This is a genomic window from Variovorax sp. ISS6 (genome assembly GCF_056523145.1).
On record NZ_JAWRZC010000002.1, the window covers coordinates 920,916 to 944,700 of the forward strand.

At 62.7% G+C, this 23,785-nt stretch carries 22 protein-coding genes and 1 pseudogene; 5 read left to right on the forward strand and 18 right to left on the reverse strand.

What is annotated here, in order from left to right:
• Positions 1 to 73: 73 nt before the first annotated feature.
• The 3 genes from AC1HIL_RS35850 to AC1HIL_RS35860 form a co-directional block, all read right to left on the reverse strand.
• Complete coding sequence (locus AC1HIL_RS35850) at positions 74 to 1,876, reverse strand: phage integrase family protein (RefSeq protein ID WP_479668848.1); 1,803 nt, start codon at positions 1,874 to 1,876, stop codon at positions 74 to 76.
• 164 nt (positions 1,877 to 2,040) lie between these two features.
• Complete coding sequence (locus tag AC1HIL_RS35855; protein WP_422098391.1) at positions 2,041 to 2,388, reverse strand: helix-turn-helix domain-containing protein; 348 nt, start codon at positions 2,386 to 2,388, stop codon at positions 2,041 to 2,043.
• Positions 2,367 to 2,687, reverse strand: a complete 321-nt coding sequence (locus AC1HIL_RS35860; RefSeq protein WP_172705468.1) for a chorismate mutase — start codon at positions 2,685 to 2,687, stop codon at positions 2,367 to 2,369. The genes AC1HIL_RS35855 and AC1HIL_RS35860 overlap by 22 nt, the downstream gene beginning before the upstream one ends.
• Before the next feature lie 620 nt (positions 2,688 to 3,307).
• Between AC1HIL_RS35860 and AC1HIL_RS35865 the strand changes: the two genes are divergently transcribed.
• Together AC1HIL_RS35865 and AC1HIL_RS35870 are read left to right on the forward strand one after the other, a co-directional pair.
• Positions 3,308 to 4,590, forward strand: a protein-coding gene (locus AC1HIL_RS35865) for an IS3 family transposase (protein ID WP_245610619.1) whose coding sequence is annotated in 2 segments (ribosomal slippage) — positions 3,308 to 3,644 and positions 3,644 to 4,590 — 1,284 coding nt in all. Because the reading frame shifts where the segments join, the coding sequence is not laid out codon by codon here.
• Between the two features lie 57 nt (positions 4,591 to 4,647).
• Positions 4,648 to 5,100: pseudogene (locus AC1HIL_RS35870) on the forward strand (acyl-homoserine-lactone synthase); the annotation flags it as partial.
• Positions 5,101 to 5,204: 104 nt separating this feature from the next.
• Here AC1HIL_RS35870 and AC1HIL_RS35875 read toward each other — a convergent pair.
• Positions 5,205 to 6,008: a LuxR family transcriptional regulator gene (locus AC1HIL_RS35875; RefSeq protein WP_261216320.1), complete on the reverse strand. Its 804-nt coding sequence runs from the start codon at positions 6,006 to 6,008 to the stop codon at positions 5,205 to 5,207.
• Positions 6,009 to 6,252: 244 nt separating this feature from the next.
• Between AC1HIL_RS35875 and AC1HIL_RS35880 the strand changes: the two genes are divergently transcribed.
• Positions 6,253 to 7,176, forward strand: a complete 924-nt coding sequence (locus AC1HIL_RS35880) for a GlxA family transcriptional regulator (protein WP_422099446.1) — start codon at positions 6,253 to 6,255, stop codon at positions 7,174 to 7,176.
• A gap of 92 nt (positions 7,177 to 7,268) precedes the next feature.
• Here AC1HIL_RS35880 and AC1HIL_RS35885 read toward each other — a convergent pair whose 3' ends face one another.
• From AC1HIL_RS35885 to AC1HIL_RS35930, 10 genes are all read right to left on the reverse strand, one after another.
• The gene (locus AC1HIL_RS35885) at positions 7,269 to 7,697 is read right to left on the reverse strand and encodes an ExbD/TolR family protein (RefSeq protein WP_261216319.1); all 429 of its coding nucleotides are present in this window, start codon (positions 7,695 to 7,697) and stop codon (positions 7,269 to 7,271) included.
• A gap of 9 nt (positions 7,698 to 7,706) precedes the next feature.
• Positions 7,707 to 8,141 (reverse strand): ExbD/TolR family protein, encoded by a 435-nt coding sequence (locus AC1HIL_RS35890; protein WP_057595951.1) that lies wholly within the window; start codon positions 8,139 to 8,141, stop codon positions 7,707 to 7,709.
• An 88-nt stretch (positions 8,142 to 8,229) separates the two neighbouring features.
• A complete protein-coding gene (locus tag AC1HIL_RS35895; protein WP_422098394.1) occupies positions 8,230 to 9,099 on the reverse strand; it encodes a MotA/TolQ/ExbB proton channel family protein in 870 nt (289 codons plus the stop codon).
• Between the two features lie 128 nt (positions 9,100 to 9,227).
• On the reverse strand, positions 9,228 to 9,911 hold the full coding sequence (locus AC1HIL_RS35900; protein ID WP_479668847.1) for an energy transducer TonB: 684 nt from the start codon (positions 9,909 to 9,911) through the stop codon (positions 9,228 to 9,230).
• A gap of 98 nt (positions 9,912 to 10,009) precedes the next feature.
• Entirely contained in the window at positions 10,010 to 11,248 is a 1,239-nt protein-coding gene (locus tag AC1HIL_RS35905; RefSeq protein ID WP_261216316.1) for an NAD(P)/FAD-dependent oxidoreductase, read from the reverse strand.
• The gene (locus tag AC1HIL_RS35910) at positions 11,238 to 11,621 is read right to left on the reverse strand and encodes a RidA family protein (protein ID WP_422098396.1); all 384 of its coding nucleotides are present in this window, start codon (positions 11,619 to 11,621) and stop codon (positions 11,238 to 11,240) included. The genes AC1HIL_RS35905 and AC1HIL_RS35910 overlap by 11 nt, the downstream gene beginning before the upstream one ends.
• Before the next feature lie 108 nt (positions 11,622 to 11,729).
• Positions 11,730 to 12,857 carry an aminotransferase class I/II-fold pyridoxal phosphate-dependent enzyme gene (locus tag AC1HIL_RS35915; protein ID WP_479668846.1) on the reverse strand — a complete coding sequence of 376 codons (1,128 nt, stop codon included), beginning with the start codon at positions 12,855 to 12,857 and terminating at the stop codon, positions 11,730 to 11,732.
• The gene (locus tag AC1HIL_RS35920) at positions 12,854 to 14,317 is read right to left on the reverse strand and encodes a M81 family metallopeptidase (protein WP_479668845.1); all 1,464 of its coding nucleotides are present in this window, start codon (positions 14,315 to 14,317) and stop codon (positions 12,854 to 12,856) included. The genes AC1HIL_RS35915 and AC1HIL_RS35920 overlap by 4 nt, the downstream gene beginning before the upstream one ends.
• A 15-nt stretch (positions 14,318 to 14,332) precedes the next feature.
• Complete coding sequence (locus tag AC1HIL_RS35925) at positions 14,333 to 15,637, reverse strand: MFS transporter (RefSeq protein ID WP_422098398.1); 1,305 nt, start codon at positions 15,635 to 15,637, stop codon at positions 14,333 to 14,335.
• On the reverse strand, positions 15,630 to 17,237 hold the full coding sequence (locus AC1HIL_RS35930; protein ID WP_479668844.1) for a serine hydrolase domain-containing protein: 1,608 nt from the start codon (positions 17,235 to 17,237) through the stop codon (positions 15,630 to 15,632). Before AC1HIL_RS35930 ends, AC1HIL_RS35925 begins: the two co-directional genes overlap by 8 nt.
• 19 nt (positions 17,238 to 17,256) lie before the next feature.
• Between AC1HIL_RS35930 and AC1HIL_RS35935 the strand changes: the two genes are divergently transcribed.
• Positions 17,257 to 17,898 (forward strand): TetR/AcrR family transcriptional regulator, encoded by a 642-nt coding sequence (locus AC1HIL_RS35935; RefSeq protein WP_479668843.1) that lies wholly within the window; start codon positions 17,257 to 17,259, stop codon positions 17,896 to 17,898.
• On the opposite strand, the gene AC1HIL_RS35940 is transcribed toward AC1HIL_RS35935, so the two are convergent.
• Complete coding sequence (locus AC1HIL_RS35940) at positions 17,858 to 18,904, reverse strand: dipeptide epimerase (protein WP_479668842.1); 1,047 nt, start codon at positions 18,902 to 18,904, stop codon at positions 17,858 to 17,860. The two genes, AC1HIL_RS35935 and AC1HIL_RS35940, sit on opposite strands and share 41 nt — an antisense overlap.
• Positions 18,905 to 18,917: 13 nt before the next feature.
• Positions 18,918 to 21,269: a TonB-dependent receptor gene (locus AC1HIL_RS35945; RefSeq protein ID WP_413765073.1), complete on the reverse strand. Its 2,352-nt coding sequence runs from the start codon at positions 21,267 to 21,269 to the stop codon at positions 18,918 to 18,920.
• Between the two features lie 554 nt (positions 21,270 to 21,823).
• On the opposite strand from AC1HIL_RS35945, the gene AC1HIL_RS35950 reads away from it, so the two are divergent.
• The gene (locus AC1HIL_RS35950) at positions 21,824 to 22,069 is read left to right on the forward strand and encodes a hypothetical protein (protein ID WP_479668841.1); all 246 of its coding nucleotides are present in this window, start codon (positions 21,824 to 21,826) and stop codon (positions 22,067 to 22,069) included.
• A 248-nt stretch (positions 22,070 to 22,317) separates the two neighbouring features.
• Here AC1HIL_RS35950 and AC1HIL_RS35955 read toward each other — a convergent pair whose 3' ends face one another.
• The gene (locus AC1HIL_RS35955) at positions 22,318 to 22,707 is read right to left on the reverse strand and encodes a hypothetical protein (RefSeq protein ID WP_479668840.1); all 390 of its coding nucleotides are present in this window, start codon (positions 22,705 to 22,707) and stop codon (positions 22,318 to 22,320) included.
• 231 nt (positions 22,708 to 22,938) lie between these two features.
• Complete coding sequence (locus AC1HIL_RS35960) at positions 22,939 to 23,781, reverse strand: IclR family transcriptional regulator (RefSeq protein WP_479668839.1); 843 nt, start codon at positions 23,779 to 23,781, stop codon at positions 22,939 to 22,941.
• Positions 23,782 to 23,785: the final 4 nt, after the last annotated feature.

Sequence of the window (23,785 nt, forward strand, 5' to 3'; positions counted from 1 at the left end):
ACCGGCCATCATGCGGCGCGACGGCCGGGTTGTCGATGACCTCCGACGTAGTCGGAGGCCCTCCCGCTGCAACTCAGGCCGTGGCTGATCCGGGCGTCGTGCGTCGCGCGACGCGACGCAGATCGTGCGTGTTGAGGCGTCGAACCTGCGTTGCCTGCGCTTCGTCCATTCCCTGTGCAACCTGGTGCAAGAAGCGCTTCATCGCCTTGTGAAGGCCCGAAGCGGACCAGGGGCTGGGCTGGGGCACCCCGGGGGAGAAGCGCGCCAGTACCGCGATACCGTGATTGCTTCGCGCGTTGACATGCGGCTCGAGTCCGTGACGCGCCAATTCCTGCTCCAGTTCGTACACATGCTCAGCCGCAATCGGCAGCCGCTTGGTCACGCGTGCAGAATCCCTCACCTCGAGCAGCCAGGGTTCTGCGCGGTGGGCACCTCCCTCGTCTCCGGGCGGCACCAGGTCTTCGCAGCGCAGTGCCGTCACCTCACCGAGCCGCAGGCCGGTGGCGCGGATCCAGCGCAGCGCTCGGCGGAGCCGGCGCGCCGCCTCGTCGTCGCTATGCCGTTCCAACTCCCGATCAAGGTGATCCCATGGCATCGGATCTGCCCGATCAACTTGCGCTACCACTGGCGGAGTCGCGGGCAAGGCGTGTGCCGCAAAGGGGCTGTGCGTGAGATATCCCCGTTTCACAAGGTGGGCGAACAGGCCACGCAAGATCACCAGGGCCTGCCGCTGTGCCGCGGGAGAGAGTCCACCTTCAAAGGGTCGCCATAACGGTGACCAGCGTTGATGGTGACGCGGACCGCACCATTCGGCAGGCGGTGATACAAGAAATCTCTGGTAGGCAGGCACATCCTCAGCCGTGAGCGACGATAGGGGCTTGCCTCGCTCGAGCGTAGCCCACAAAAGCATACGCTCGGCCTCCTTGCGATAGGACCGTTGCGTGGCGCTGAGCACCGACGGCAGGGACGAAGTGACCGCCCCCAGAGAAGCGCTGCGACTGCCAAGCCACTCGACGATGGCCTCGACATCGTTGCGTGCAGACGGGTTGCTATCGGCTGCAACTGCTCTGCGGAACGCCCCTTGGCTGCCATCCAAGGCGGGTGGCAGGATCAGCTTCTCCAAAGGTCGAAGTTCCAGCGCAGGCGGCACCACCGCATGGAGTTCATTCAGCGCCAGTTGTGATCTTTTGCGCAAGGCGTGTCGCCCCACGCGCAGGCCCAGCGCTTGCTCATTCGCCTGCAGCCACTCAACCACGCGTGCCGCCTTGTGCGCGCCGATACCGGGCACCCTGACCCACCAGCGCGCGCCGCTCTGATTAACGCGCTCGACCAGCTCTTGCAGCGTGCGCAATTGAGCCCTTTCCAGCCGGCCCGCCAGCAAGGGATGCAGCCACGCGCTGACGGGATCGTTGGGTCGTGGATCTTCAGCTGTCAGATCCTCGAGCCAGCGCAAGGCTTCCAGCTGGCGCTGCACGACCCGGGCCCGACGCGAGCTCGCGCCGCCCTGCGCGGCGCCGTCGCTGGCACCCGCTTTCGGATGGGCCGCCTCGTACGCCTCGATCTGCTCGGCATGCGAGAAATCTTCCAGCCCCTGCTCGCGCGCGAAATCCTCCAGGGTCGGGAAACTGGGTGCGCTGGCGAACCGCTCTGGGTCCAACAGGATCAGCCGCGCAGTACCAGGGCGGCGCTCGCGCCGCGCAGCGGCCGCGAAGGCATCGCGCATCCACCCGATGGTGCGCCGAACATTGCGCATGTCGGCCGACTCCCCCTCGAGCCGCAGATACCGATCCCAGCTCGCTCGAGCGTCGAGACCTTGGATCAACGCGCGCATGAACGCGAAGTGCGCGCGTTGCAGGCGTTGACGGTGGGTTTTCATGTGAAATATCGGAGACGGGACGATCGCGACGCCTCGGCACGTCCTGCCGGACCACGCGCGCAACCCCGTCGCATCGGATGCTCTACCCTGACTGATTCTAGCTGGCGTCCCACGGCGTACCCGGCCGGCAAGGCGCTCCACGGGTCTTCACCCCCTTCCCGCGTTCATCGCGAAAAGAAGCGATCGATCATCGCGACATCGATCACGCGTCCGATTCGCTCGAGAACGTCCGGCGGCGGCTGGATCCGACCGAGTTCTATGCGAGAGATCATCGCGCGAGACACGCCGGCGCGTCGTGCCAACTGCCTTTCGGAAAGGCACGCCGCATTCCGAAGGTCGAACAAGTTCTTACCGCTGCGCATATCCCATCGGTCTCGTTGCAAGCTCAATGGGTCCCGAATTTTCAGGGGGCTTTGTGCGTCCCCGGGGGGCGAGGAAACACACGACGACCATTCATCCGCTCCAGGACCTAGCTGGCGGCCAAGCCATGTCACGTCGATCCACTGTCGCATGACGTCTTCATGACTTCAAGCTCGAGGCGACAGGCCTCGTCGATGATCAACGAATAGAGCGCTTGCAGAAAGCCGCCACGAATGCCATGGTCCGCGGCGAACGCAGACGCGAGTCGCTGGACGCGATCCATCCGCCAAGGCTCCAAGAGTGACATACCGTGCTTGCGCTTGTGGAGACCAATGCGCGTGCTGCAGTCCAACCGCTGCCGGAGTGCGTGGAGCAGACGTTCGTCAATGCCATCGAGTTGATCGTGAAGCGCATTCAGTCTCGCGAGGGCTTGGTCGGGGCTGGCGCTCACTGTCCGACTGTCGAGCGCATAGAACGAAGATGGGGGTTGCATGAGTCCGATGGAAGAAATTCTTGGACCCCATCCTTGTCGCTTCCGTGATCGACCGCAAGGCTTGCATGAGATGCAAAGTCATGTCGCTCTGACCTGAACGCGCGGCAAGCTTGAAACCGCGCCGGACAACGATACAAGTCAGTCCGAGCCATGCGTCTTTCGTGTGACGCAATTGTGGTCGGGGGCTATGGCACCGCGGTGGCCTCTCCCGCCACGGAAAACTGGTGCTCTTCTCGCCAGGAGACGGTCCGTGGCAGCGCTACCGTTTTGATCTGCACACGGCGAGCAACGTTGGCAGCCGTCACCGCTCCGCGATGCACGCCTGTCTCCGGTGCCAGATCTGGTAGTTCTCAAAGTCTGTGCGCTTTCATCTAATCCTTCGAGGCAAACTCAGTGAAAGCGAATCATGCACATCGTGGCAGGCACCGCGAGCTCTTTGTCGAATAGCGCATTCGCGGCGATGGCACACTACCGCTATCGCGTCTTTGTCGAAAAGCTTCATTGGGAGCTTGAGATGAGATAGCCCCCTGATTCCCCGGTCCCGTCCTATCGCTTATCTTTGAGATAGGAATAGGACTATGAATACGACTAGGCATACGGAGTCGGTGGAGGTGATTTTGAAAGACCAGCGCCGCAGGCGCTGGTCCCTCCCTGAAAAGGCAGCGCTGGTGCGGCGCACCTACGAGCCTGGGATGAGCGTGTCGCTCGTGGCTCGACAGGAAGGCGTAGCGGCCAGCTTGTTGTTCCAGTGGCGCAAGCTCGAGCGGCAAGGCGCTTTGACTGCCGTGTCCGCTGGCGAAGCAGTGGTTCCGGCGTCTGAGCTGGCGGCTGCCCGTGCGGAAATCGCCAAGCTGCAGCGCGTGCTCGGCAAGAAGACCTTGGAGAACGAAATCCTCAAGGAAGCCGTGGAGTACGCCGCCGAAAAAAAGTGGATTGCGCGCTCGCCCTTGTTGCCCGGGGAAGACCAGTGAAGACGGTCTGCCGGACGATGGGGTTGGCGCGCTCGCATGTGTGTGAGGTGCTGGGACGCGGCGACGACTGGACGGACGGTCGAACGCATCGCACACCGAAAGGCGATGCAAGCTTGCTGGCCGAGCTGCGCCACGAGATTGCCGAGTTGCCAAGCTATGGCTATCGGCGCGCCTGCGCCCTGGTGAACCGCCAGCGCGACGCCAGGGGCGAGGCGCGGGTCAATCCCAAGCGCGTGTATCGCGTGATGGCGCACGCGGGCTTGCTATTGCCCAAGGCACCACGACGACGCCAGTCGGCCCGCACGCATGAGGGTCAGGTGTCCGTGACAAACAGCGACCTGCGCTGGTGCTCCGACGGCTTGGAAATCAAGTGCGACTCGGGCCAGACGGTGACGGCCACCTTCGCCAAGGACTGCTGCGACCGCGAGGTGATGGCCTGGCGTGCCTGGGAAGGCAAGGGACTGCCGGGCGAGCCGGTGCGCGAGATGCTCATCGAAGCGGTGGAGCGGCGCTTCGGGACCGTGGAAGCCGTCCCCGCGGGCCACCGGCTGGAGTTCCTGAGCGACAACGGCGGCGCCTACATCGCGGCGGACACGCGCGCACTGGCACGCTCGCTGGGCTTGCAGCCCATCAACACACCCGTATGCAGCCCACAGAGCAACGGCATGGCCGAGAGCTTCGTCAACACCTTCAAGCGCGACTACGTGGCGCGCATGGACCTGCGTGACGCACAGACGGTGCTGGCGCAGTTGCCGGCCGCCTTCGAGCACTTCAACGAGGTGCATCCGCACTCGTCGCTGAAAATGCGATCACCTCGGGAGTTCAGGCGGCAGCAGGCCGCCCAGGTGCGCCAAGAGTCAGTGATGGACCAGGCGCTTTATTGCGAATAGGACGGGCCCGGAAGTACGGGGGCAACATCAGAGAACGATGGCGTCACCGAACTCGACCAGTTCGATCGTCCGGACACCATGTACGTGATGGCCCGCGAGCGAGATGCTCGTCTGAAAGGTGTAGCCAGACTTCTACCCACCAATCAGCCTTACCTGCTGAATGACGTTTTCCCGGAGCTGCTTGACGGCCATCCACCCCCAAATAGCGAAAAGGTATGGGAGCTGTCAAGATTCTCAGTCATCGATCTCGACGCTCCCCGCCTCGAAAGCCAAGCCTCACACGACGCCCCCGAACGCGCCCTGGCACTGCTGGACGTCGTGATGCGCATGGCCGCCTTCGGCGGCGCGGACGAACTCGTCACCGTTTCGCCCCTCGGCGTCGAGCGCATTCTTCGTCGAGCCGGTGTTGTCGCACATCGCATGGGCAGGCCAGTTTGTCTGAACCAGCACTTCCTGTACGCATGCAGGATCGAAATCGCGCCTTCGATCCGCAGGCGGACGGGCCATTGACCTTTTCGATGAACCCTCACGAGCGGCTTTGGCGTGTCAGCCGCTACCTTGCCGCAAGGCGACAGCAAGGCTGCCGAAAAGCATTGTGGCACCGCGGTCCAATCTCATATCAGCAGTCGGAGACGAACCAAACACGCTACCGCCGCAGCCTTGTTCGCAACCCGCAACTTTCGGATTGCGTTCTTTACGTGATAGTTGACCGTATTGGGCGAAACGCCGAGCAAGATAGCAACTTCGTCCGACGTCTTCCCGTCTGCCGTCCAACGCAAAACATCCAGTTCCCGAGCCGTGAGAGCCGGGCACAGCCGTCGCTCGCTCGGCCAGAGTACCTCCGAAAGGTGTTGGTGTGCCGCATCCGACAACCATTGCACCTGCGCGCCTCGCGCCGATACTTCCGCTGCGGAGAGCGGCTCATGCGAGCGTGCCAGCGTAAGCATTCCGACACTTCCGGTGGCATCAAATGACGACTGGGCCCAACCCGCAAGCAATCCTGCCTCGCGGGCCTCCGTCCAGAGCTGCGGGACATCCTTGAATACATCCTGTCGCCAGATCAACGGCGCGCGCGAGCGAACGCCGTGCGCTACGGTCGGGTCGATTGAGAGATAGTCTTGCTCACGATAGCGTTGCTGCCAAGCCGGCGCATAGTTGTTGACCATCAACGTCTTGGGATGGGCAAAAGAGTTGAAGACCCGAAATCCATAGGCACAGTGCTCGAACCCCAAGCATCGCGCACCACGGGCAATCGCTTCGAATTTGGACTCGACTCCCGTTGCGCGTTGCAACGCATCGTCAATCTCCAAAAAAAAGTTGTTTGTTCGAATGAGGCTGTCGCTCCGTCGGGGTTTCGAGAGCCGCAGCGCATTGCCATGGCGGTGACCCAGAAACGGTAGGTAGGATTTTTTCTTCACTGCCGGACTTTCATTCAACAAATGTCTACGTCCGTCGGTCTTTGCTTCACCAGAGCATGAATGCAGAAAACCAAACCGGTAGCAGGCAGTCTAAGAACAGACTTCTTTCGTCACACCGACAAATATTCCATTCTTCCCGCCACGGAAGCGTGCTCGCGGCCATTTCGAAACGACGACGTCTAGGATCGAGCAAGGGCACCAATTCTGAGTGTCTCGACGCCCCCAATACCTCCATTCACCCTTGATGGCGCAAATCTGGTTGATCGTTGTCGACGGATTCGAACTGTTCGATGTCGCGGCTGCGATACAGGTCTTCGAGGCAGCCAACACGGCTCACGGCGAGATCTACGGGAGATCGTTCTATGAGATCCACATCTTTGCTCCGGCAGCAACTCCGGTTCGTGGCGCTGGCAGCACCATCCTGAACATCAGCGCACTGCCGGCAGATTTCGGCGAAAATGTTCACACCGCGCTGGTGATCGGTGGCACTGCATCGCACATGTTGTCCGCATCTTCGACGCATACGAGCCGTGCGCGTGATTGGATCCTTCAGCATCGATCGAAGATCGATCGCATTGCCTCGGTCGGAACCGTTGGTTTCACGGTGGCCGACGCCGCACACCGAAGGACCGGGCGACCAGACGCCCGTCGCCTGTGGGATGCCGTGGCGGCCTCCGCAGGCATGAAGCTCGCACTCAAGCTGGTGGCGGACGACCTCGGGCAGCCTATCGCCATCAAGGTGACCGAACAGATCGGCGCCTCCTGGGAGCCGATCTCCGCACCGTTCCGCTTTCGCAGTGGCCTTCCCGCACGCGCCACCGGGGACAGTCGTGTCATTGCCCTGCACGCCTGGATGGACGAGAACCTCCACGAACGCCTGTCCGTGGAGACACTGGCGGAACGGGTGGCGATGACACCAAGAACTTTTGGTCGCTTTTACCTCCGAACCACTGGCATCACGCCGGCGCGCGCGGTCGAGTTACTTCGTCTAAGTCGGGCTTGCGACGAGATCGAGACAACGCCGATGTCATTCAAGGCCATAGCCTTGCGTTGCGGCTTCTCGACAGAAGAAGTGATGCGTCGAGCATTCTTGCGAGTTCTCAAGATGTCGCCGAGTGACTATCGCCGGCAGTACCGGGCCGGTACGCAGCAAGGTAGCCAGGACTGACCAGCACTCAGCAGTAGTCTCTCAGGGCTGCGGAAGGTGGTCAGGCCAGATGAGACGCAAGGACAAGATCCTCGCGCCGAATCGATCGTCACTCAGTTGGCAAACTGCTCGCTGCCGACGATCCCGATCTTGACGACGCCAAGACGCTGAGCGCTGGCCATGACGCCTGCCACATGCTTGTACGGAACACTCTTGCTGGGGCGCAAATGGACCTCGGGTTGGTCGGGCTGCGCGGCAATCGTTGCCAGACGTTGCTCGAGATCAGCGCGGCCAGACACGACCTCTCCGTTCCATCCGATTGTTCCATCGGCTTCGACCTCGATGCGGACCTCCTTTGTGACAATCGGCGGATGCGGATCGTTGCTGGGGACCGGCATGTTCATCTTCACGGCGTGTGTCTGAATGGGGATCGTGATGATGAACATGATCAACAACACCAACATGACGTCGATCAGCGGTGTCGTGTTGATGTCGACGATGATCTCTTCATCACCATCGCCGCTATTCGCACTCATTGCCATCTTTTTCTCCTACCGGCTCGCGCTGCCCGCAGGCGGCTCGGTGATGAATCCAACCTTGTGGATGCCCGCCCGGCGACAGGCGGCCACCAGTCGCCCGACTGCCTCGTAAGGAACTTCTGCGTCACCGCGGATGTGGACCTCGGGTTGCGGCTCCTTGACTGCCATGATCTTCAATCGGGCGACCAAGGCTTCCACGTCGGGCATCCGTTCCACACCCCAGTAGAGGTCACCGCCACGGCTGACAGCAAGCACGATGTTTTCCGGCTTGGTCTGCGTCGGAACGTTACGTTCCTTGGGGAGTTCGAGCTTGATGGATTGCGTCACAACCGGAATGGTGATGAGAAAAATGATCAGCAATACCAACATCACATCGACCAAAGGGGTCGTGTTGATGCTCGAGTTCAATGCCTCGTCATTCCCATCGGCACTGACGTTCATTCCCATTTCGCAGGCTCCGTCGTGATGACAGGCGACTGAGCGCCCGCCTGTCCGTAGGCGCGCAGCAGGTAGGCAGGCACAAGCACGACCAGGCTCATCGCTTGGCTCCGATCAGTACATTGTGAAGATCTCCGCTGAAGTTGCGCACCCGCTCCATCGCGCTCTTGTTGCGTCGGATCAGCCAGTTGTAGCCCATCACTGCGGGAACGGCGACCGCCAGCCCAATGGCAGTCATGATCAACGCCTCCCCGACCGGACCTGCCACCTTGTCAATCGATGCCTGGCCTGAGATACCGATCGCCGTGAGTGCGTTATAGATGCCCCAGACCGTGCCAAACAGACCCACGAAGGGCGCGGTGGAACCGACCGTCGCAAGAAAGGCAAGCCCATCCTGCAGCCTGCTCTGCACCTTCTCCACGGCGCGCTGGATGCTCATCGTCACCCATGTATGCAGATCGATCTGTTCAACCAGCGTGCCCTCATGGTGCTGACTGGCCGTCAGGCCCTGTTCGGCGATGTAGCGAAAGGCGCTTCCATTTCGCAGCGTTTGCGCTCCGGCTTGCACACTGCCAGCCTTCCAGAACGACTTGCTGGCCGCGCTGGCAGCATTCAGCAGCTTTTGCTGCTCGTACAGCTTGACGAAGATGATGCACCAGCTTCCGATGCTCATGAGCACCATGATGATCAACGTCCCTTTCGCGACGAAATCACCCTGCGCCCAAAGGGCGCTCAGTCCATAGGGATTCTCTATCGCGTGCGCGGACGGCGCTGCACTTCGGCCTTGATCCGGGCTCTCACCGGTCGTTGACGAGGGGACGTTCGCGTGGGTGCTCGCAACTGCCGGCGCACTGGCCGCTGGCATCGGACTTGGCACCGGCTGGGCTGACGCCGTAAGTGCGCCAACCATCAAGGTGACAGACATGGCAGCGAGCCGGACGCTGCGAATGAAATTGATGAGGGACATGAGTGCTTCTCCATTTGAAAATTTGACAAAACGTGCATCACTGGCACGTGGATCGCGCGTGGCAACGCGCCCCGCACGAACAGACCTGTCGCGGCAGACGCGGCGAGCGCGCGACGGCGAGGCGGCTCTTACTCGAGCTTCCACACGTACTCGACGGTGGCGACCGCACCGCCTATCGGTTGCCCCTCCGAATCGGTGCCCGGCTTGAAGGGACACCGGCTCAACACCTCCACCGCCGCCGCATCCAACGAACGATGCTCCCGGGTCGGTCCCGAGGGCCTGTCGATCTCCGCTTTCGCCACGCGACCAGACGCGTCGATCGTGAATCGAATGCGCGTGGTCCCTGTGGCCTCTGCTTTCAATGCCGCTCTCGGGTACTCCGGCTTCTCGCAAGAAGACACGTCGATGCGCGCCGGTGTGCCCAAGGGTCGAGGCACAGACGGCGGCGCTGGCGGCGCGATGACCACGGGCGCGGGGGGCGGCGGCACCGAAGAGGCCGTGATCGACGGCTGCGCATCTGCAGGCGGCGCGACATTGAGCTCCGGCGGGGGCACATAGCTCGGTGGCGGCGGCGCGGCCTTGCGTGGAGGCGGAGGCTTTCGGGGCGTTTCTTTGGGCGGCGGGGGCGGCGGCGGGGGGGGCGGTGCCTTGGGCTCCTCCAGGATGCTGACTTCCACGGGTGCCTTCACGACTTCCACGACCCGGCGCGCCAGTCCGCTCACCAGCGCCCAGCCCAAGAGCAGATGCAGTCCGACCACCACGAAGAAGCCGACCGCCTTGCTTGCAGGTCTTCGGTTTTCACTGAAATCCATGGATCAATTTCCTAGCCGGGGATCTGCCAGGCAGATGTCGGCAAAGTGCGAGGCGACGCAACCGCGGCGTCGGCAAGTCAGAGCGTTGAGCAACCCGTTCATGCGAACCTCGAGGGTGAGAACGCCTTCGCCTCCGTGTAAGGCCGCTTGGACTCGATAAGGTCCGCCAGAAGGCGTGCCCCGGCCGGCCCCAACGTGAATCCATGGTGTCCATGACCAAAGTTGAACCACAGGCCGCGATGGCGATGCGCCCGCCCGATGACCGGCTTCATGTCCGCGCAACATGGCCGCGCGCCGACCCAGGGCTCGTCTTCGACGGGAATACCCAAGCTCAGCAGCTCGCGGGCCTCGGCTTCAGCACCGGCGAGCTGACGTGGCGTCGGGTGCGCATCGATACGCGCGATCTCTGCGCCCGTTGTGATGCGCAGGCCTCGACGCTGCGAAGACATCACGTAGCCGCGTTCGGCGTCCAGGGTCGGAACGAGCACGCCATCTCCCCCGATGTAGTGCCGGTGGTAGCCACGCTTGACGAACAGCGGCAACCGATAGCCCAGTGGTTTGATCAGCGAATCGGACCAGGGGCCGAGCGCAACCACCACGTGCCGTGCATGCAAGATGCCGCCATCGAGACGAGCCTCCCAACCGATCGATCGCTCCCTCAAGGCGATCGCGTCGGCACGGATGATGTGGCCGCCTCGTCGCTCGAACGCCTTGGCATAGCGTTCGACCAGTGCCCCTGGATCGCTCACGCTCCACGACTGCACCCAGTGAACGGCGCCGGCAACTGGCATGCGCAGCGCCGGCTCGGCCAAGGCCATCGCATGAGTGTCAAGTGCGTCAAAGGCGATGCCGTACTCCAGCTTCAGGCGCTCGGCCTGGGCGACTGCTCCCTCGAAGGCGCGCGGACTTCGGTACATCAAGCGAAGCCCCTTGCGGCGTACCAGATCTTCGGCGCCAGCAAGCGCCACAAAGCGGCCGTGCTCGTGCGTGGAATGTTTGATGAGCCCCGCGTACTCGCGACTGATGCGGCGGTGCTTCGACGGGGCAGAATTCCGCCAATAGCGCACCAACTGAGGTAGAGCGGCCAACAGGTCCATGAAGTGATAGTTGATGTCCAGGCCCCGTCCGAGGGCGGCACCGACCAGCGCTTTCAGATCGCGCGGGAACGTATAGGGTTCGACAGCCTCGCGCTGAATGACTCCCGCATTGCCATAGCTGGTCTCGCGCCCGACCGGCGAGCGATCGACCAGCGTGACTGAATGTCCGCGCAGCGTCAGTTCCAGGGCCGTACAGGTGCCGACCATGCCGGCGCCCAGCACCACGATTTCATCTGGCATCGGGCATGGCTTCGGTTTCGAGCCGCGTTGCGGCGGTCACCGTGATTTCGATGCGTGCGCCGGGCACCAGCAACTGTGCCACCACCGTCGTGCGCGTCGGATACGGCGTCTGAAAATGCTTTCGGTACGTCGCATTGAACTCAGCGAAGTCCTCCGCGCGTGCGAGATGGACGGTGACCTGTACGACGTCGGCCAAGCTCAGGCCAACGGTGCGAAGCGAGGCATCGATGCGCTCAAGCGTCAGATTGGTTTGTGGCGCGATGCCATCGGGAATCGGTCCAGCGTCCGGGATCGGGAGCTCGCCGGAGAGGAAGACCAGTCCATTCGTACTGCGAATCTTGGAGAACGGAAGTTGGTTGTCGGTACGGTTCATCGTGTGCGCTGCGCCGTGCTTTGGCGCAGATAACTTCTGTGAAGTGAAAGGTTGGAAAACTTGTCGAGAGCCGGGGGAGCGCCTGCGAGCGATCGAGAGCCGGCCTTGCTAGAGCAACTCGCGCAGCGCGCCAAGCAACTGGGCGATCTGTTCAGGCGTGTGATCCGCGAAGGCAGCGCAACGCAACACGCCCATCGGTCCGGCGCCCACGTAGGTGGAATAGGCCACGAAAATGCCCTGTTTCCAGAGTGCGCGCTGGATCCGCTGCATCTGCAGACCATCCCCGTGCACAAAGGCGGCAATGGGTCCGGCGTTGTCCTCGACCTTCAGACCCAGGCCCCGCAGGCCCGCCTTGAGCGACCGCGCGTTCTCACGCAAGCGCAGAAGGAGTTCGGGGCGTCTGCGAATCAGGCGCAGGCTCTCCGCGGTCATAGCGGCGCCCGCGGAGCAGCCCAGCACCGCGCCACGCGCCACCGGGGTGCGCCACAGCTGCGCGATGGTTTGCGCATCACCAAGCGCAAACCCTCCGTGCGCGCCCAACGCCTTGGCAGTCGAGCCGCCGATCACCAGCCGGTCGAAGGGAAGCTGCGCGAGTTCTGCGCTCCCCCTTCCCTGCGGACCGATCGTTCCGAAGGCGTGAGACTCGTCAACCACCAGCCACCCGTTGAAAGGGGCGATCAGCTCCGCATACGCCGACAGTGGCGCAATGGCTCCCGTCGTCGCGAACACTCCGTCCGTGGCGACGAGTGGCCGCTGACCGCGCTCGAGTGTGTTTCCGAGCATGCGCGCCAGGTCTTGCACATCGCGATGCGCAAACGAATGGATTGGCTTGCCGGCCGCGTGGGCTCCTTCCCGCAGGCTGTAGTGGGCGGATTCGTCGATGTAGACAACATCACAGTCGGGCGCCAGTCCGGTGAGCGCAACGAGCCCGAACAGGTAGCCCGTTCCGAAATACATCGCAGCTTCCGTGCCGAAGAACCGACGCGCCTCGGCCTCCGCTTGCTGGTTCGCGCCTGAACTGAAGCCGTAGTGGCGCGGCAGGTGTGTGCTCGCACCAAACTGCCGCAGTGCAGCGCAGCCGATCTCGACGAGCTCCGGCGCGCCTCCCAGCCCGAGGTAGGCCGAGCCGCCGAAACAAAGCAGTTGCCGCCCGTCGACCATCATCGATGCGCCACTCGGCGATTCGACAAGACAAGGCGGTGATCCGCCGCTAGCCAAGGAGATCGTGGTGTTCATGCCAGATGCGGGGACGGGTTGTCCGTCGCGGGGAAGAAGTGCATGTGCCGATGGCGGTACGGGAGTCGTGCGAAGTCCATCGACAGCGCCGCACCGGTTTCGATGACGTGCCGGTCCGTCGATAGCTTCGAGAACTCCGCGTAGTAGTGATGGCTCGACTTCACCGCGATGACCCGGGCTTCATGCAGAGGAACGCCCAACCCGGTGAAGGCGGATGGCGACAGCGTTTGTTGCCGCCGGCTGCTCAGGACGATGTCCGTGGCATTGACGCGGATCCAGGCGGCGCGACCCAGCGGATCACGAATACCCCCGACGCACTGCACGTGATCGGGCGCGAGCCCTCGAACGATTGCGACCACCTCGAGAGGTTGTCCCGATACCGCTCCGCTCTTTCCGCCCAGGCTCAACCGCAAGCGCGTCCCGATCCCGGAATCGAAGCATGCCTGGACACTTTGCGGGTCGACCAGCATCCCCAGCGCACTGCGAAGCTGCGTGCGCTCCAAGAGTTCGGCCAGCAGCACGGTGTGGTCGCCCGGCGCCCCGCCGCCCGGGTTGTCGCCTGCGTCCGCCAGCAGCCGGGGCGCTAGGCCCTGCGCGTCGAGACCTTCGAGCGCCTGGCTGACCGACTCCAGACGAGGCAGCATCGCATGGCGGATCCGATAAAGCGCCTGCGCAAGTTCTGTGGCCTGGGCCATTGCGAAGGCGGCGTCGCCGTCCGCCACCACCAGCACCTTCGTTCCCGCATCCGCCACATCGCCCCATGGGAAACCATGCACCAGGCTCACCGAAAGGACGCCCGGACGTTTCTCGACCTCGCTCATCTTGTCCACCAGGCCGCGCATCGGCTCGATGGTCGTGGGGTAGAAGCCGACCATGCGGCAATCCGCGACGGCCATCACCGGACGGGTGACACCGCTTGCCGCGGCCCGGCAGGCGTCGAACAGCTCCGCGGCCCGGGCTTCGTAGTCCGTGTGGGGGTACTCGCGCATGAGGATGATGACGTCCGCATGCTGGGTCATGGTGGACGTCATGTGGCAGTGCGGGTCGAGCTCCACGCCAATCACGCATCGGGGACCCACGAGTTCGCGTACGGCGTGGATCAGGTCTCCCTCACAGTCGTCCTCGCCTTCGGCCACCATTGCGCCATGAAGGAACAGCAGCACCATGTCCAGCGGCATCGCCGCGCGCGCTGCGCTAAGGATCTCTCCGCGCAACTGCGCGTAAGCTTCGGCCCTGACCCGCCCCGCCGGTTGAGCAATGGCATACACGCCTTCGATCACCTCGTCGCCATAGCGGCGCGCGCGAAGGCGCCACTGTTCCACGATCGGGCCGACGTCGCCCAGCGCTCGCGCGGGTGTCGGTCCTCGAATGATGCCCAGTTCCTCGAACGACGCGAGGGTCGTGGGGTGCTCCGAGAATGTGTTGGTCTCCGTGACCAACGCGGATGTGAAGATCTTCATGAAAAAGAGCCTGTCTTAAAGCGCACGCAAGCGCGGTGCGAGCAAAGCGACGATCACTAGCGCGAGCACGAGTACTGATGCCGGCGCCGCCAGCCAGAGCAAAGCCAAGCGCTGTAGGGACGACGCATCGGGCGCCGCGCCCAGGGTTCCAACCCAGCCGAGCCCGATCCCCACAACGATGCCACCCAGTGATTGACCAAACTTCTCGGCGGAAAAGAGAACACCGAGGTATAGCCCGAGGCTTTCACCTTGCGCGGACGACTGTGTAGCGGTCTCCATCGCCAGTGTGGTGATTACTACCGTGAGCCCTCCACAAGCGACGCCGAACAGAACGGCTCCAGCAACCATCGGCGTGAGCGTGCGCGGTCCGGCAGTGAGGCAGACGACGCCGACGAGCGCCAAGAAGAGCGCGCCGCCAAGGATGCGAGCCGGGGCAACGCGACGCGCGACCCACGGAGCCACGGCAACGCCCGCCAACAGCGCGACAAAGATCGGCGTAAGAAGCAACGAGAGGCTTTCAGGACCTGCCTTGAGCAAATGCTTGTTGGCGTAGGGCAAAGCGCTGAGGAGCGCCGTCGAACTCGTGCCAAGTAGCAAAAGAACTAGCGCGACGCCATAGAACGCCTTGTTACGCAGCGTCGCGCGCAAAGCCTTCGGCAGCGACGGAGGCCGCTCGCGCTCGATCCCGGTGCGCATCGGGACCCTCCGCACGACGAGCCAGCAGACACCCAAAGCGACGAAAGCACCGGCGGCCAGCACCAGCGCGGCGACGAGGTAGCCGCCATGAAACTCGCTAAAGTGCGCAACGATCTGTGGCGCCAGTACAGTCACCAAGAGTCCTGCAATGGTCTGCCCAAGTGCACGGGATGACATCAAGGTGCTCCGGTGCTCCATGCCGTCGCACATATCACTCGCAATCGCTGTATGGGCCACAGTGAAGACAGTGAGCAGCAACGATTGCAGGATCAAGATGGACCCCAGCACAAAGATCCTTATCGGCAGCGGAAAAGCCCACGTAGGCACAAAAAGCAGTACCAAGATGAAGGGGAGCGAGAAGGCACTGAAGGCAATCAAGTGACTTCGACTGCCCGCGGCACGCGCGGCGTTGTCACTTCGTCGCCCAATCCATGGGTCGAGCAGCAGATCAGCAAGCTTGGGAATCGCCAATAGCACGCCTGCCAGCGCGGGCGGTACCTTTGCAAACTCTGTCAGGTAGAACAGGAAAAGCAGAGGCACCACGCCAGAACTCAAGGTAGAGCCGAACGCCCCGGCACCAAATCCCGCCAGGGCTATGCGCGAGGGCGCGGGCATCTCAGCCATGGGAGCGATCCCTTGTGAACCGCAGCTGTCGAGTGCGTGCGGTATCCAACAATAGCTCGCGCTCCCCGTCCTTACCGGTCACCAGGCGCAGCGTGCCGTGCAAGGGTAATGCCGGATCCTCGCAGACCATCAGACAGGTATCGGCAATCAACGGCTCCAACTTGTAGGTGCTGCGTCCATACAGTCCCGCGATGCGCATCAACCCAGGGCGGCTGTCCTCAATCACGGCCTCGCCACCGAGTTCCCTGCTGCGCCACTTGCCCGCGAAGGCCTCGAGAACCTTCCGATCCTTCCCGGCGTTTTCGAGGCGATCACAGCGATAGCGCCGGCCTTGTTCGATCACGTCGATCGCGACAACCCTGTCAGCGTCGTTGCGCACCAGCTCGACCGTCAGGGCAATCACCGACAACAGATTCACCTGCAAGACGTCCGACGTCGATTGAGTCAAGGGGAGCGGAAGCCCGAAACTGCGCAGGACCAAGGTGTCCCCCTGCTTTGCAATGGCAAAGTGGCGGCCGTTCAAGGCACAGTGAAAGTCACCGCACAGCGCATCCGCAGAATCTGCGCTCACTGGTTCCTCCGCTGCTTCTAGTTCGTCCTCGAGCATCACGCTCAACAATCGCTGTGCAATCTCTACCGCGGTGACGTCGCTGCGGTTGCTCATGACCACGATCTGGACACCGTAGTCAGGTGCCGCGATCATCTGACATGTTCCGCCCACCACGCCACCGGCATGATGAAGAATCTGCACGCCTCGCCATGTCTCACGAATGAGCCCAAAGCCGTAAGGGTGGAGGTATCCGTTGTTCAGCTCGGTTGGTGCCATCAACTCGTGTGAGAGCCGCTGCGGCCAGATCCTGGGCGTGATGAGGTGGCTCAGCCAGCGCTGCATATCATCCAAGGTGGACGCAATGCCACCTTCTCCGAGAATGACCGAGGGAAAAATCCCCTTCGAGAATCCGCCCTCGGCTCTCGCGATGTGCGAGGTCGCGCTTCCAAGCAGCGGATCAAGATCTGTACACCACAAGAAGGAATCGTTCATCGACAACGGCTCAAATAGCCGTTCACGCAGCCCTTCAGCCAAGGAGATCCCAAGCACGCGCTCGAGCACCTTGGACAGCATGCGGTAGCCCCCGTTGTTGTACATGAGCTGTTCGCCAGGCTTGAAGTTTTCTTCCTGCTGTCGGCACTGATAGTCGAAGGCCCCTTCGCTGGGCACAACGGTCATCCCGTTGGACAACAAGGAGAGGTCCAAATAGTCGCGCGTGCCCCCCGTGTGATTCATGAACTGCCGAAGTGTGCGGATTCCTTGAGTCGCTGGAAGCTCAGGCAGCCAGCGCCCGACGGGCTCATCGATCGAGAGCAAACCTTCATCACGAAGCAGCAGCGCGAGCGCTGAGGCGAAATGCTTGCTCGTCGAGCCGATGCGCATCTTCGTGGAGGGTGTGTTGATCAGGCCCGAGTCCAGGCTGGCCATGCCATAGCCGCGACGCAGAAGCGTCTTCCCATGGTGCTGGACGCTGGCCACCAGGCCGGGGGCGTCGTTGCGGTGAAGTTCGGAAAGCACGGCTTCCAGCTTTTCGGTGCGATGGAGGGTCATGGTTCTATTCGGTCCTAAAATGAATGATCAATCATTGTTTTTTCTGTGCAGCATGCCCAAACGAGATGAGAGCCACATGGCGTCGGTGCGTAAGCAAATCCTGGACGCCGCCCGCGTCGTGTTCGAACGCAAGGGAGTCGCTGACGCATCGATGGCCGAGATCAGCACGCAAGCGGGCCTTTCGATCGGCTCGATCTACGTTCACTTTCGTGCGAAGGAGGATGTCCTGCTTCAATTGATCGAAGCGGCGGATGTCAATGCCTCGCCCTTCGAGCAGTGCAGCAGTGCGGGAGAACTGCTGGGTCTTGTGGAAAGCCTGCTCAAAGCCCAGGAGCGCCCGGATGCCAGCAACCAGACGGCCCGCACGGCGCTCGAAGTCGCCGCGATCACGCGACGCAATCCGGACGTTCAGGCCGTTGTCACAAGAAACTTCAAGAGCTTGCGTCGCGCCCTGCTCGAGGCGGTGGCGCGCATCGGCCAGGCATCCGGTCATGCCGACGACGGCGAGATGCTTGCCATCGGAGAGTCGATCCTGGCGCTGCTGATCGCGGCCCAAGCCCAGATGCTGATCGGTGTTCCTACCAATGCTGAAGCCAAACTCAAGGCGGCGCGCCTGCTGATCAAGTTGCTGCACGGCGCCCCCGTGCGGGTGAAGCGGTAGCCCACAACGGCTGCTCACTCGTATCGATGACAAAGGCTGCATCGTCAAAATCGATGTAGCCATCCGCGTAGGCTGCCGCCGGCGTGGTGTCTGAAGCCATCAGCAAGGGCGAGTCGAGGTCGACCAGGTCGGCCCACTGCGCTGCGATGAACGCCGGCTGGATGGCACGCGATCGTCCTCCCATGCACCCGACCATCACTTTCATGCCGCGCTCACGCGCTGCGTGAACGAGCAGCAAGGCAGCGCTCAAACCACCGCATTTGTCGAGCTTGATGTTCGCAACTTGGTATCTCTGCGCGACATCGTCCAGGTCTTCGATGGTCTGCAGAGATTCATCCGCGGCGATCGGAATCGGCGAGAAGTAGCCCTGCAGTTCGTGATCGTTCGCGGCGGGCAACGGCTGCTCGATGAGCACTACCCGGCAAGCGAGCAAGGCGCCCATCATTCGCTCAAGGTGGGCCATCGACCACCCTTCGTTCGCATCGACGGAGAGTGCCGCGTCCGGCCGTGCAGAGCGTACTGCATTGATCCGTTCGATATCGAGCTCGTGCCCATCGAGCTTGAGCTTGAGAGCCTTGGCCGCCGAGTGCGACCGCGCTGCCAACGCCATGCATTGAGGCTCGTCCACCCCAAGCGTCACCATGGTGGGGAGTGGACGCAGCGAGGGCAGAAATGCCATGCGATAGGCGGGTTCCCCCCGTTGCGCGGCCATGAGCTGCCAGAGCACCCAATCGAGTGCGTTGCGTGCGCCACCCGCGGGCATTTTCTGGACCTCGCGCCAGGCACCAAGGAGGTCCTGCGGCAGCCAGTCGCGCATGGCCTCGATGTCTTGTTTCATCCGCAGCCCGTCCTCGCCGCGGTAGAACACGCCAGCGGCCTCGGCGCGCGCCACATGGCGCCCATGGCGCCCTTCCACGCCGAGGACACACTGCCCCGGCAGCACGCGCCCGGCAATGGCCAACGGCTGCTTGAAAAGGATGTCCTGCGCGGACGCGTGTATTTCCATCGCGTCTCGCCGCTCAGGAGAAGTCCATGGAGAACTGCAGCCCGATCGTGCGCGGGGTGATAAGGTTCACCCGCGCCGGTCCGCCCGCAGTGCTCAGGGTGGTATCGGCTGCAGTCTGCCCGCGGCGATTGGTCAAGTTACGCACAAACAGACCCACATTGACCTTGCCCACCTGCACGCCGCCGCGCAGGTCGATCGCCGTGTACGCCGGCAACCTGTATTGAGGGATCCCAGGGGAGGACTTGAAGCTGTTCAAACGGTCGCCGGTATAGCGCAGGGTCGCACCGAAGTACGCCGGGTAGCCGCTGACGCTGAAGTTGTAGTCGGCCTGCACGGCGGCCGAGACCCGCGCCGTGTTGGGCAGTCGCTCCCCAGCCCTTCCACCCAGATCGGGGCTGTCGTCGACGAGCTTCGCGTCGATCACACTGAGCGATGTGGCCAATCGCAGCGAGTCGATCGGCGCCGCGCGCAGCGTCCATTCAAGACCGCGCGAACGCGCACGCCCCGCATTTCCTATGCCGGAAAAGCCCGCGCTCGACGTGAACACCTGCATGTCCTTCCAGTCGATCTGGTAGAGCGCCACCTCCGTCGACAGGCGGCCCGGTATCACGTCGCCTTTCCAGCCCAGTTCATAGCTCCACAGGCTGTCGGACTTGAAGGAGGAGTTGGTGAGCGGTGCTCCGGTCAGGGGATTCACGATGAGTGGCAGCGGTCCCCCTGGCCGGTATCCACTGGCAGCGCGTACGTAGATCGCTTGATGTTCGGCCGGACGCCATCTTCCTGTGAGCAGCCAGGTCGTCACACCCTCCGATGACTGCGACGCAGGCTGGGGTTTTGGCGCGAAGATGCCGCTGAACTGCTGATCCAAGCGTTGGCTGTTGCGGCTGTGGCGTACCCCCATGGTGACGTCGGCATCTGGCGTGATGTAGTAGGTGCCGGTGCCGAAGATGGCGGTTTCACGGAAGGTCGATGGAAACTTGGCATCTGCCAGAACCGGATTCGTCGGCTGCGCAAACGCGTTGAACGGGCTGAGATGCTGCGTCTTGGAGCCAGTCTCGTCGGTATAGAAGAAGCCCCCCAGCCATTCAAACTGCCGACTGCGCGGCGAGGTCAGTCGCACCTCCTGCGTGAACTTCCGGTTGTTGAACCCATAGTCCATGCCATACGCACTGTTGACGATTCCTTGCGGCGCGAGCAGCGGCACGTAAAGTGCAGAGGTGTCGACGCGGCCCGCGCTCGAGGTACGCTGCCATCCGGTGATCGCATCGAGCGTGGCCCACTTCAGATCGACTTTGAGTGCTGCAGAGACGAGGTCGTTGCGAACCTCGGATGGCTCGCTCAACATGAGCCGCTTGGTCCGTGCGCCGAAGAGGGGGCGACCTGTCGCGATGTCGGTGTCCTGGGTCGACGCTCCGTCGCGCTCCTGGTTCTGGGTCAGCGCGGTCAGCCGAACAGTCACGTCCTTCGAAGGCGTGAGGAGCAAAGCGACGCGAGCACCGTCCGTCTTCGAAGCGTCCACCAGGCGTCCGGAGCGATTGACGTCACGGATGAATCCGCCGTCCGAACGCTGATAAACGGTCGCCCGAAGCCCGGCGACGCCGTCGCTCAGCGGCGCGTTCAACATACCTCGCATGACGTGACCGGTCTTGCCGCCCTGCACACCGGAAGCTTCCGCGGTCACTTGGCCGCTGAACGCGCTCGAATCCGGCTCTACAGCCACATACTTGATCAGCCCCCCCATGGCGCCGGCGCCATAGAGCGTTCCCTGTGGTCCGCGAAGCGACTCGACGCTCGCGAGATCGAACAGGCCGAGATCGAGCGAGGAAGATCCCCCGCCTGCATAGGCGGAGCTCGAGCCGAATGGAACGTCATCCACGTACATGCCGACCGTCGCCCCAACTTGCGAGCCTGTCGAAATGCCGCGCATGGTGATCTGGCTTCCGCCCGTGCCGCCCCCCGACTGGTTGTGATTCATGCCGGGCAGCAATGCAGCCAGGTCACTCAGTGACTGGTAGCCACCACGCTCCATGTCCTCGCCTTTGAGCACATCCGCCGTCAACGGAACCTCCCTTGCCGGCTCTCTGCGTCGCTGCGCGGTGACGCTGATGGACTCGATCGATTTGGGCGCAGCGGACTCGGAGGTGGACACGGCAGGCGGCGCATCTGACTGCGCACTGGCGTACAGATGCACGCTGCCACAAGCAATGGCGATGGTGGCTCGCAGCCACGCAGGGCGCCGAGGTGCGCCAGAGTGATCCCGAAGAACTAACATTTGTCTCCTATCAAAATGAATGAGGCTTCGTTTTTTTTGAATTGTGCGGTTTTTCTCTTTCAGGTGCAAGTGGTAGTTCAAAAGGCTCTGCATGCGCGCGGATCAACGCGGGTGCGACTGCTTTGACGGCGGCGAGACGACGGACAGAACCGCCAGACTTGGTGTATGTGTGCAAACAACTCAGGTCGCCCGGGGACAGCTGCGGCGCCTTGTGCTCGACGGCGATACGAACAACACCTCGCGCACGGCACTTCGCGCTTCTTCACGCATGCCTGCGTCCGGGGCCGGGGCCTGCCGTTCTTCATCGACAGCCGTCGTATCGTGCAAGACACAGTTGGCGCCACAGCCATGGAGCAGTCGCACGCGAAAAGCCATGCCCTGCCCGTGAGCCGCGGGGCACCGAGCGCCTCGAATGGGCGTCTCGCAGTCGAGGCGGTCCCGAGCGAACGCGTGGACGTCCCTACCCGCTGTTGGTGAGACCGACGTTCAAGCGACACACGGATGTCGACCTTCTGCGGGCCACGAAAGCACCATCAAGTTTTCCGCCGATGTACCGATAACATGAATAGCTTGGAAATCAAATGAGGCATCGTTTCCCTCTCGGGACGCAGTATTGGACCCGCGGCAGACACCCATGTCTGTGTACCGTGGTCGACCAACTCACCGTCTTAAATCTCGCCGGCCACGTCGTCTCGACGCACTACGCCACGCAGCACGAGTTCCTCGGTCAAAAGATCAGGGATCACAATGTGATGGACGCAACGATCGCTCGGGGACTTCTCCCCGAGTACCAGCAGCTGCTGACCGCCTCGCCGGCGGCACTTGAAGCAAGGCGCACGGCACGCCCGCCTGGCTGCGTCCACTTGTGCGAGGACGTCGAGGCAAACAGCTGAGCGGTGTCGATGAGCTCGGCGCTGATGGATGCACCTGCTCATGAACGACGAACAGGTCACCGAACGCCAGCGTGCGTGATCCGGCGAGGATGGCGGCGCTCGGAACGCATGCGACAAGATCAGGACGGAGGCCTTCGAGGACAACGCGCCATCCGAGAACCGCTCCCGCGCGCTCGCAAGCTCACAGGCCGTCCCGGGGCGACAAAAAAGCTTCCAGCCTTCCCCCCCGGCATCGGGACCCGCCAGGGTCAGAGGAACGTCGTGACCAGCGCCATCAACGCTATCGCAATGATGTATGCCGCCATCAACCACTCGAAACGATGGCCGACCCAAAAACTCTGCTCAGCGAAACGATCAGGCAGCCGCTCTTCCTCGGGGCGATCTTGCCCGACGGGCGAATCCAGACGCTCGCTTGTCTGTCGAGCGATCAGCAATGGGAACCCGGTGCCTCGGCATGCGCTGCAGATGACCACCCCTTCCGTAAAGCAGGAAGGGCAGGGAACTTCATCGCCGTCGTGCGTTCGGTACAGGCCGCTGCCGTGGCAGCTCCGACAAGCCACGACCCCGGCGGTGCATATCGGACAAGAAGAGGGAATGTCGATTTTGTTTTGAGTTACCGAAGCGGCGTCGGGTGACATGAGGATTCCAGAATCCGGAACCTGTAATACGCTTGGTGGCCGCGATCGGATGACCATTGTTTAAGTAAAAACCATTCAAACTCGATCTTGGTGGCTATAGCCATCAGCGAGCACAACACGCCCCCTAAAAAGCGGAGGAGGAACGGGGAAATCTATGGTTGCGTGCCCGGCCGCGAAGTTGCAGTTTCCCCCGGCACCTGAAAGCCGAGCGCTCAACATCCCCTGCCCCCTCTAGGGGCGGTCGCTCATCTCTTGAAGAAACACGCGCTTCCAGTCTTCGATCGTTGACTCGGAGACCACCGAGGCATGGGCCGCGATGCTGAGTGCCAAGCTCGGGGCGCCGCTCGCACTAGGCACTGCAGTGCCCATGCCGAAGCCGTCCTTCACCACGGTGCCCTGACTCAAAGCGAAGCCGGTCTTGCGCGCCATGCGCACGGCACTGCGCACGCTCTGGGGATTCAAGCGGGGATAAGGCTTCAGACCGGGAGCGATCAGGTCGATGATCTGCTCGCTGTGTTCCTTGTCCAACGCAGCCAGCAATGCGGTGGCACCCGCACCCACCCCAAGCAAGCGTCGCTGGCCTACTTCCACAGGCACGAAACGCATGAGCGCCTGACTGTCTGCCTTGGCGAGGCAGACCGCTTCGACGCCGCTTCGACGCATCAGGTACGCGGTGGCGCCCGTTCGACGTGAAATCGCGTTAAGCACGGGCCGCCAGTGCGCTACCTCGAGCATGCTGGCGGACGGCGCGAGGCTCAATTCGTGGACCAACTCCCCCAAACGGTAGCGCTTGTCCCGCCCGGGCGCGCTCGCAAGCCGTTCCTCAATCAGGCAGCGCAGGATGCGGTGCGCGGTGGAGCGGGCCAGGCCGCAATCGGCCGCCACCTCCGCCAGCGTCACGCCTTCGGCGCCGGCTTTGCCAAGGGAGCGCAGCACCGCGGCGGCCCGGCGTATCGCCTGCGTGCCGCTGGGAGGATCCGATTCGGGAGAAGTGCCCATGATGTGGAACAGCGGTTGCCGTGATTTCCCTTGCCGGCAGGCGAAGGGCTGGATGTCATCGAACGCATGCGCCAAATTC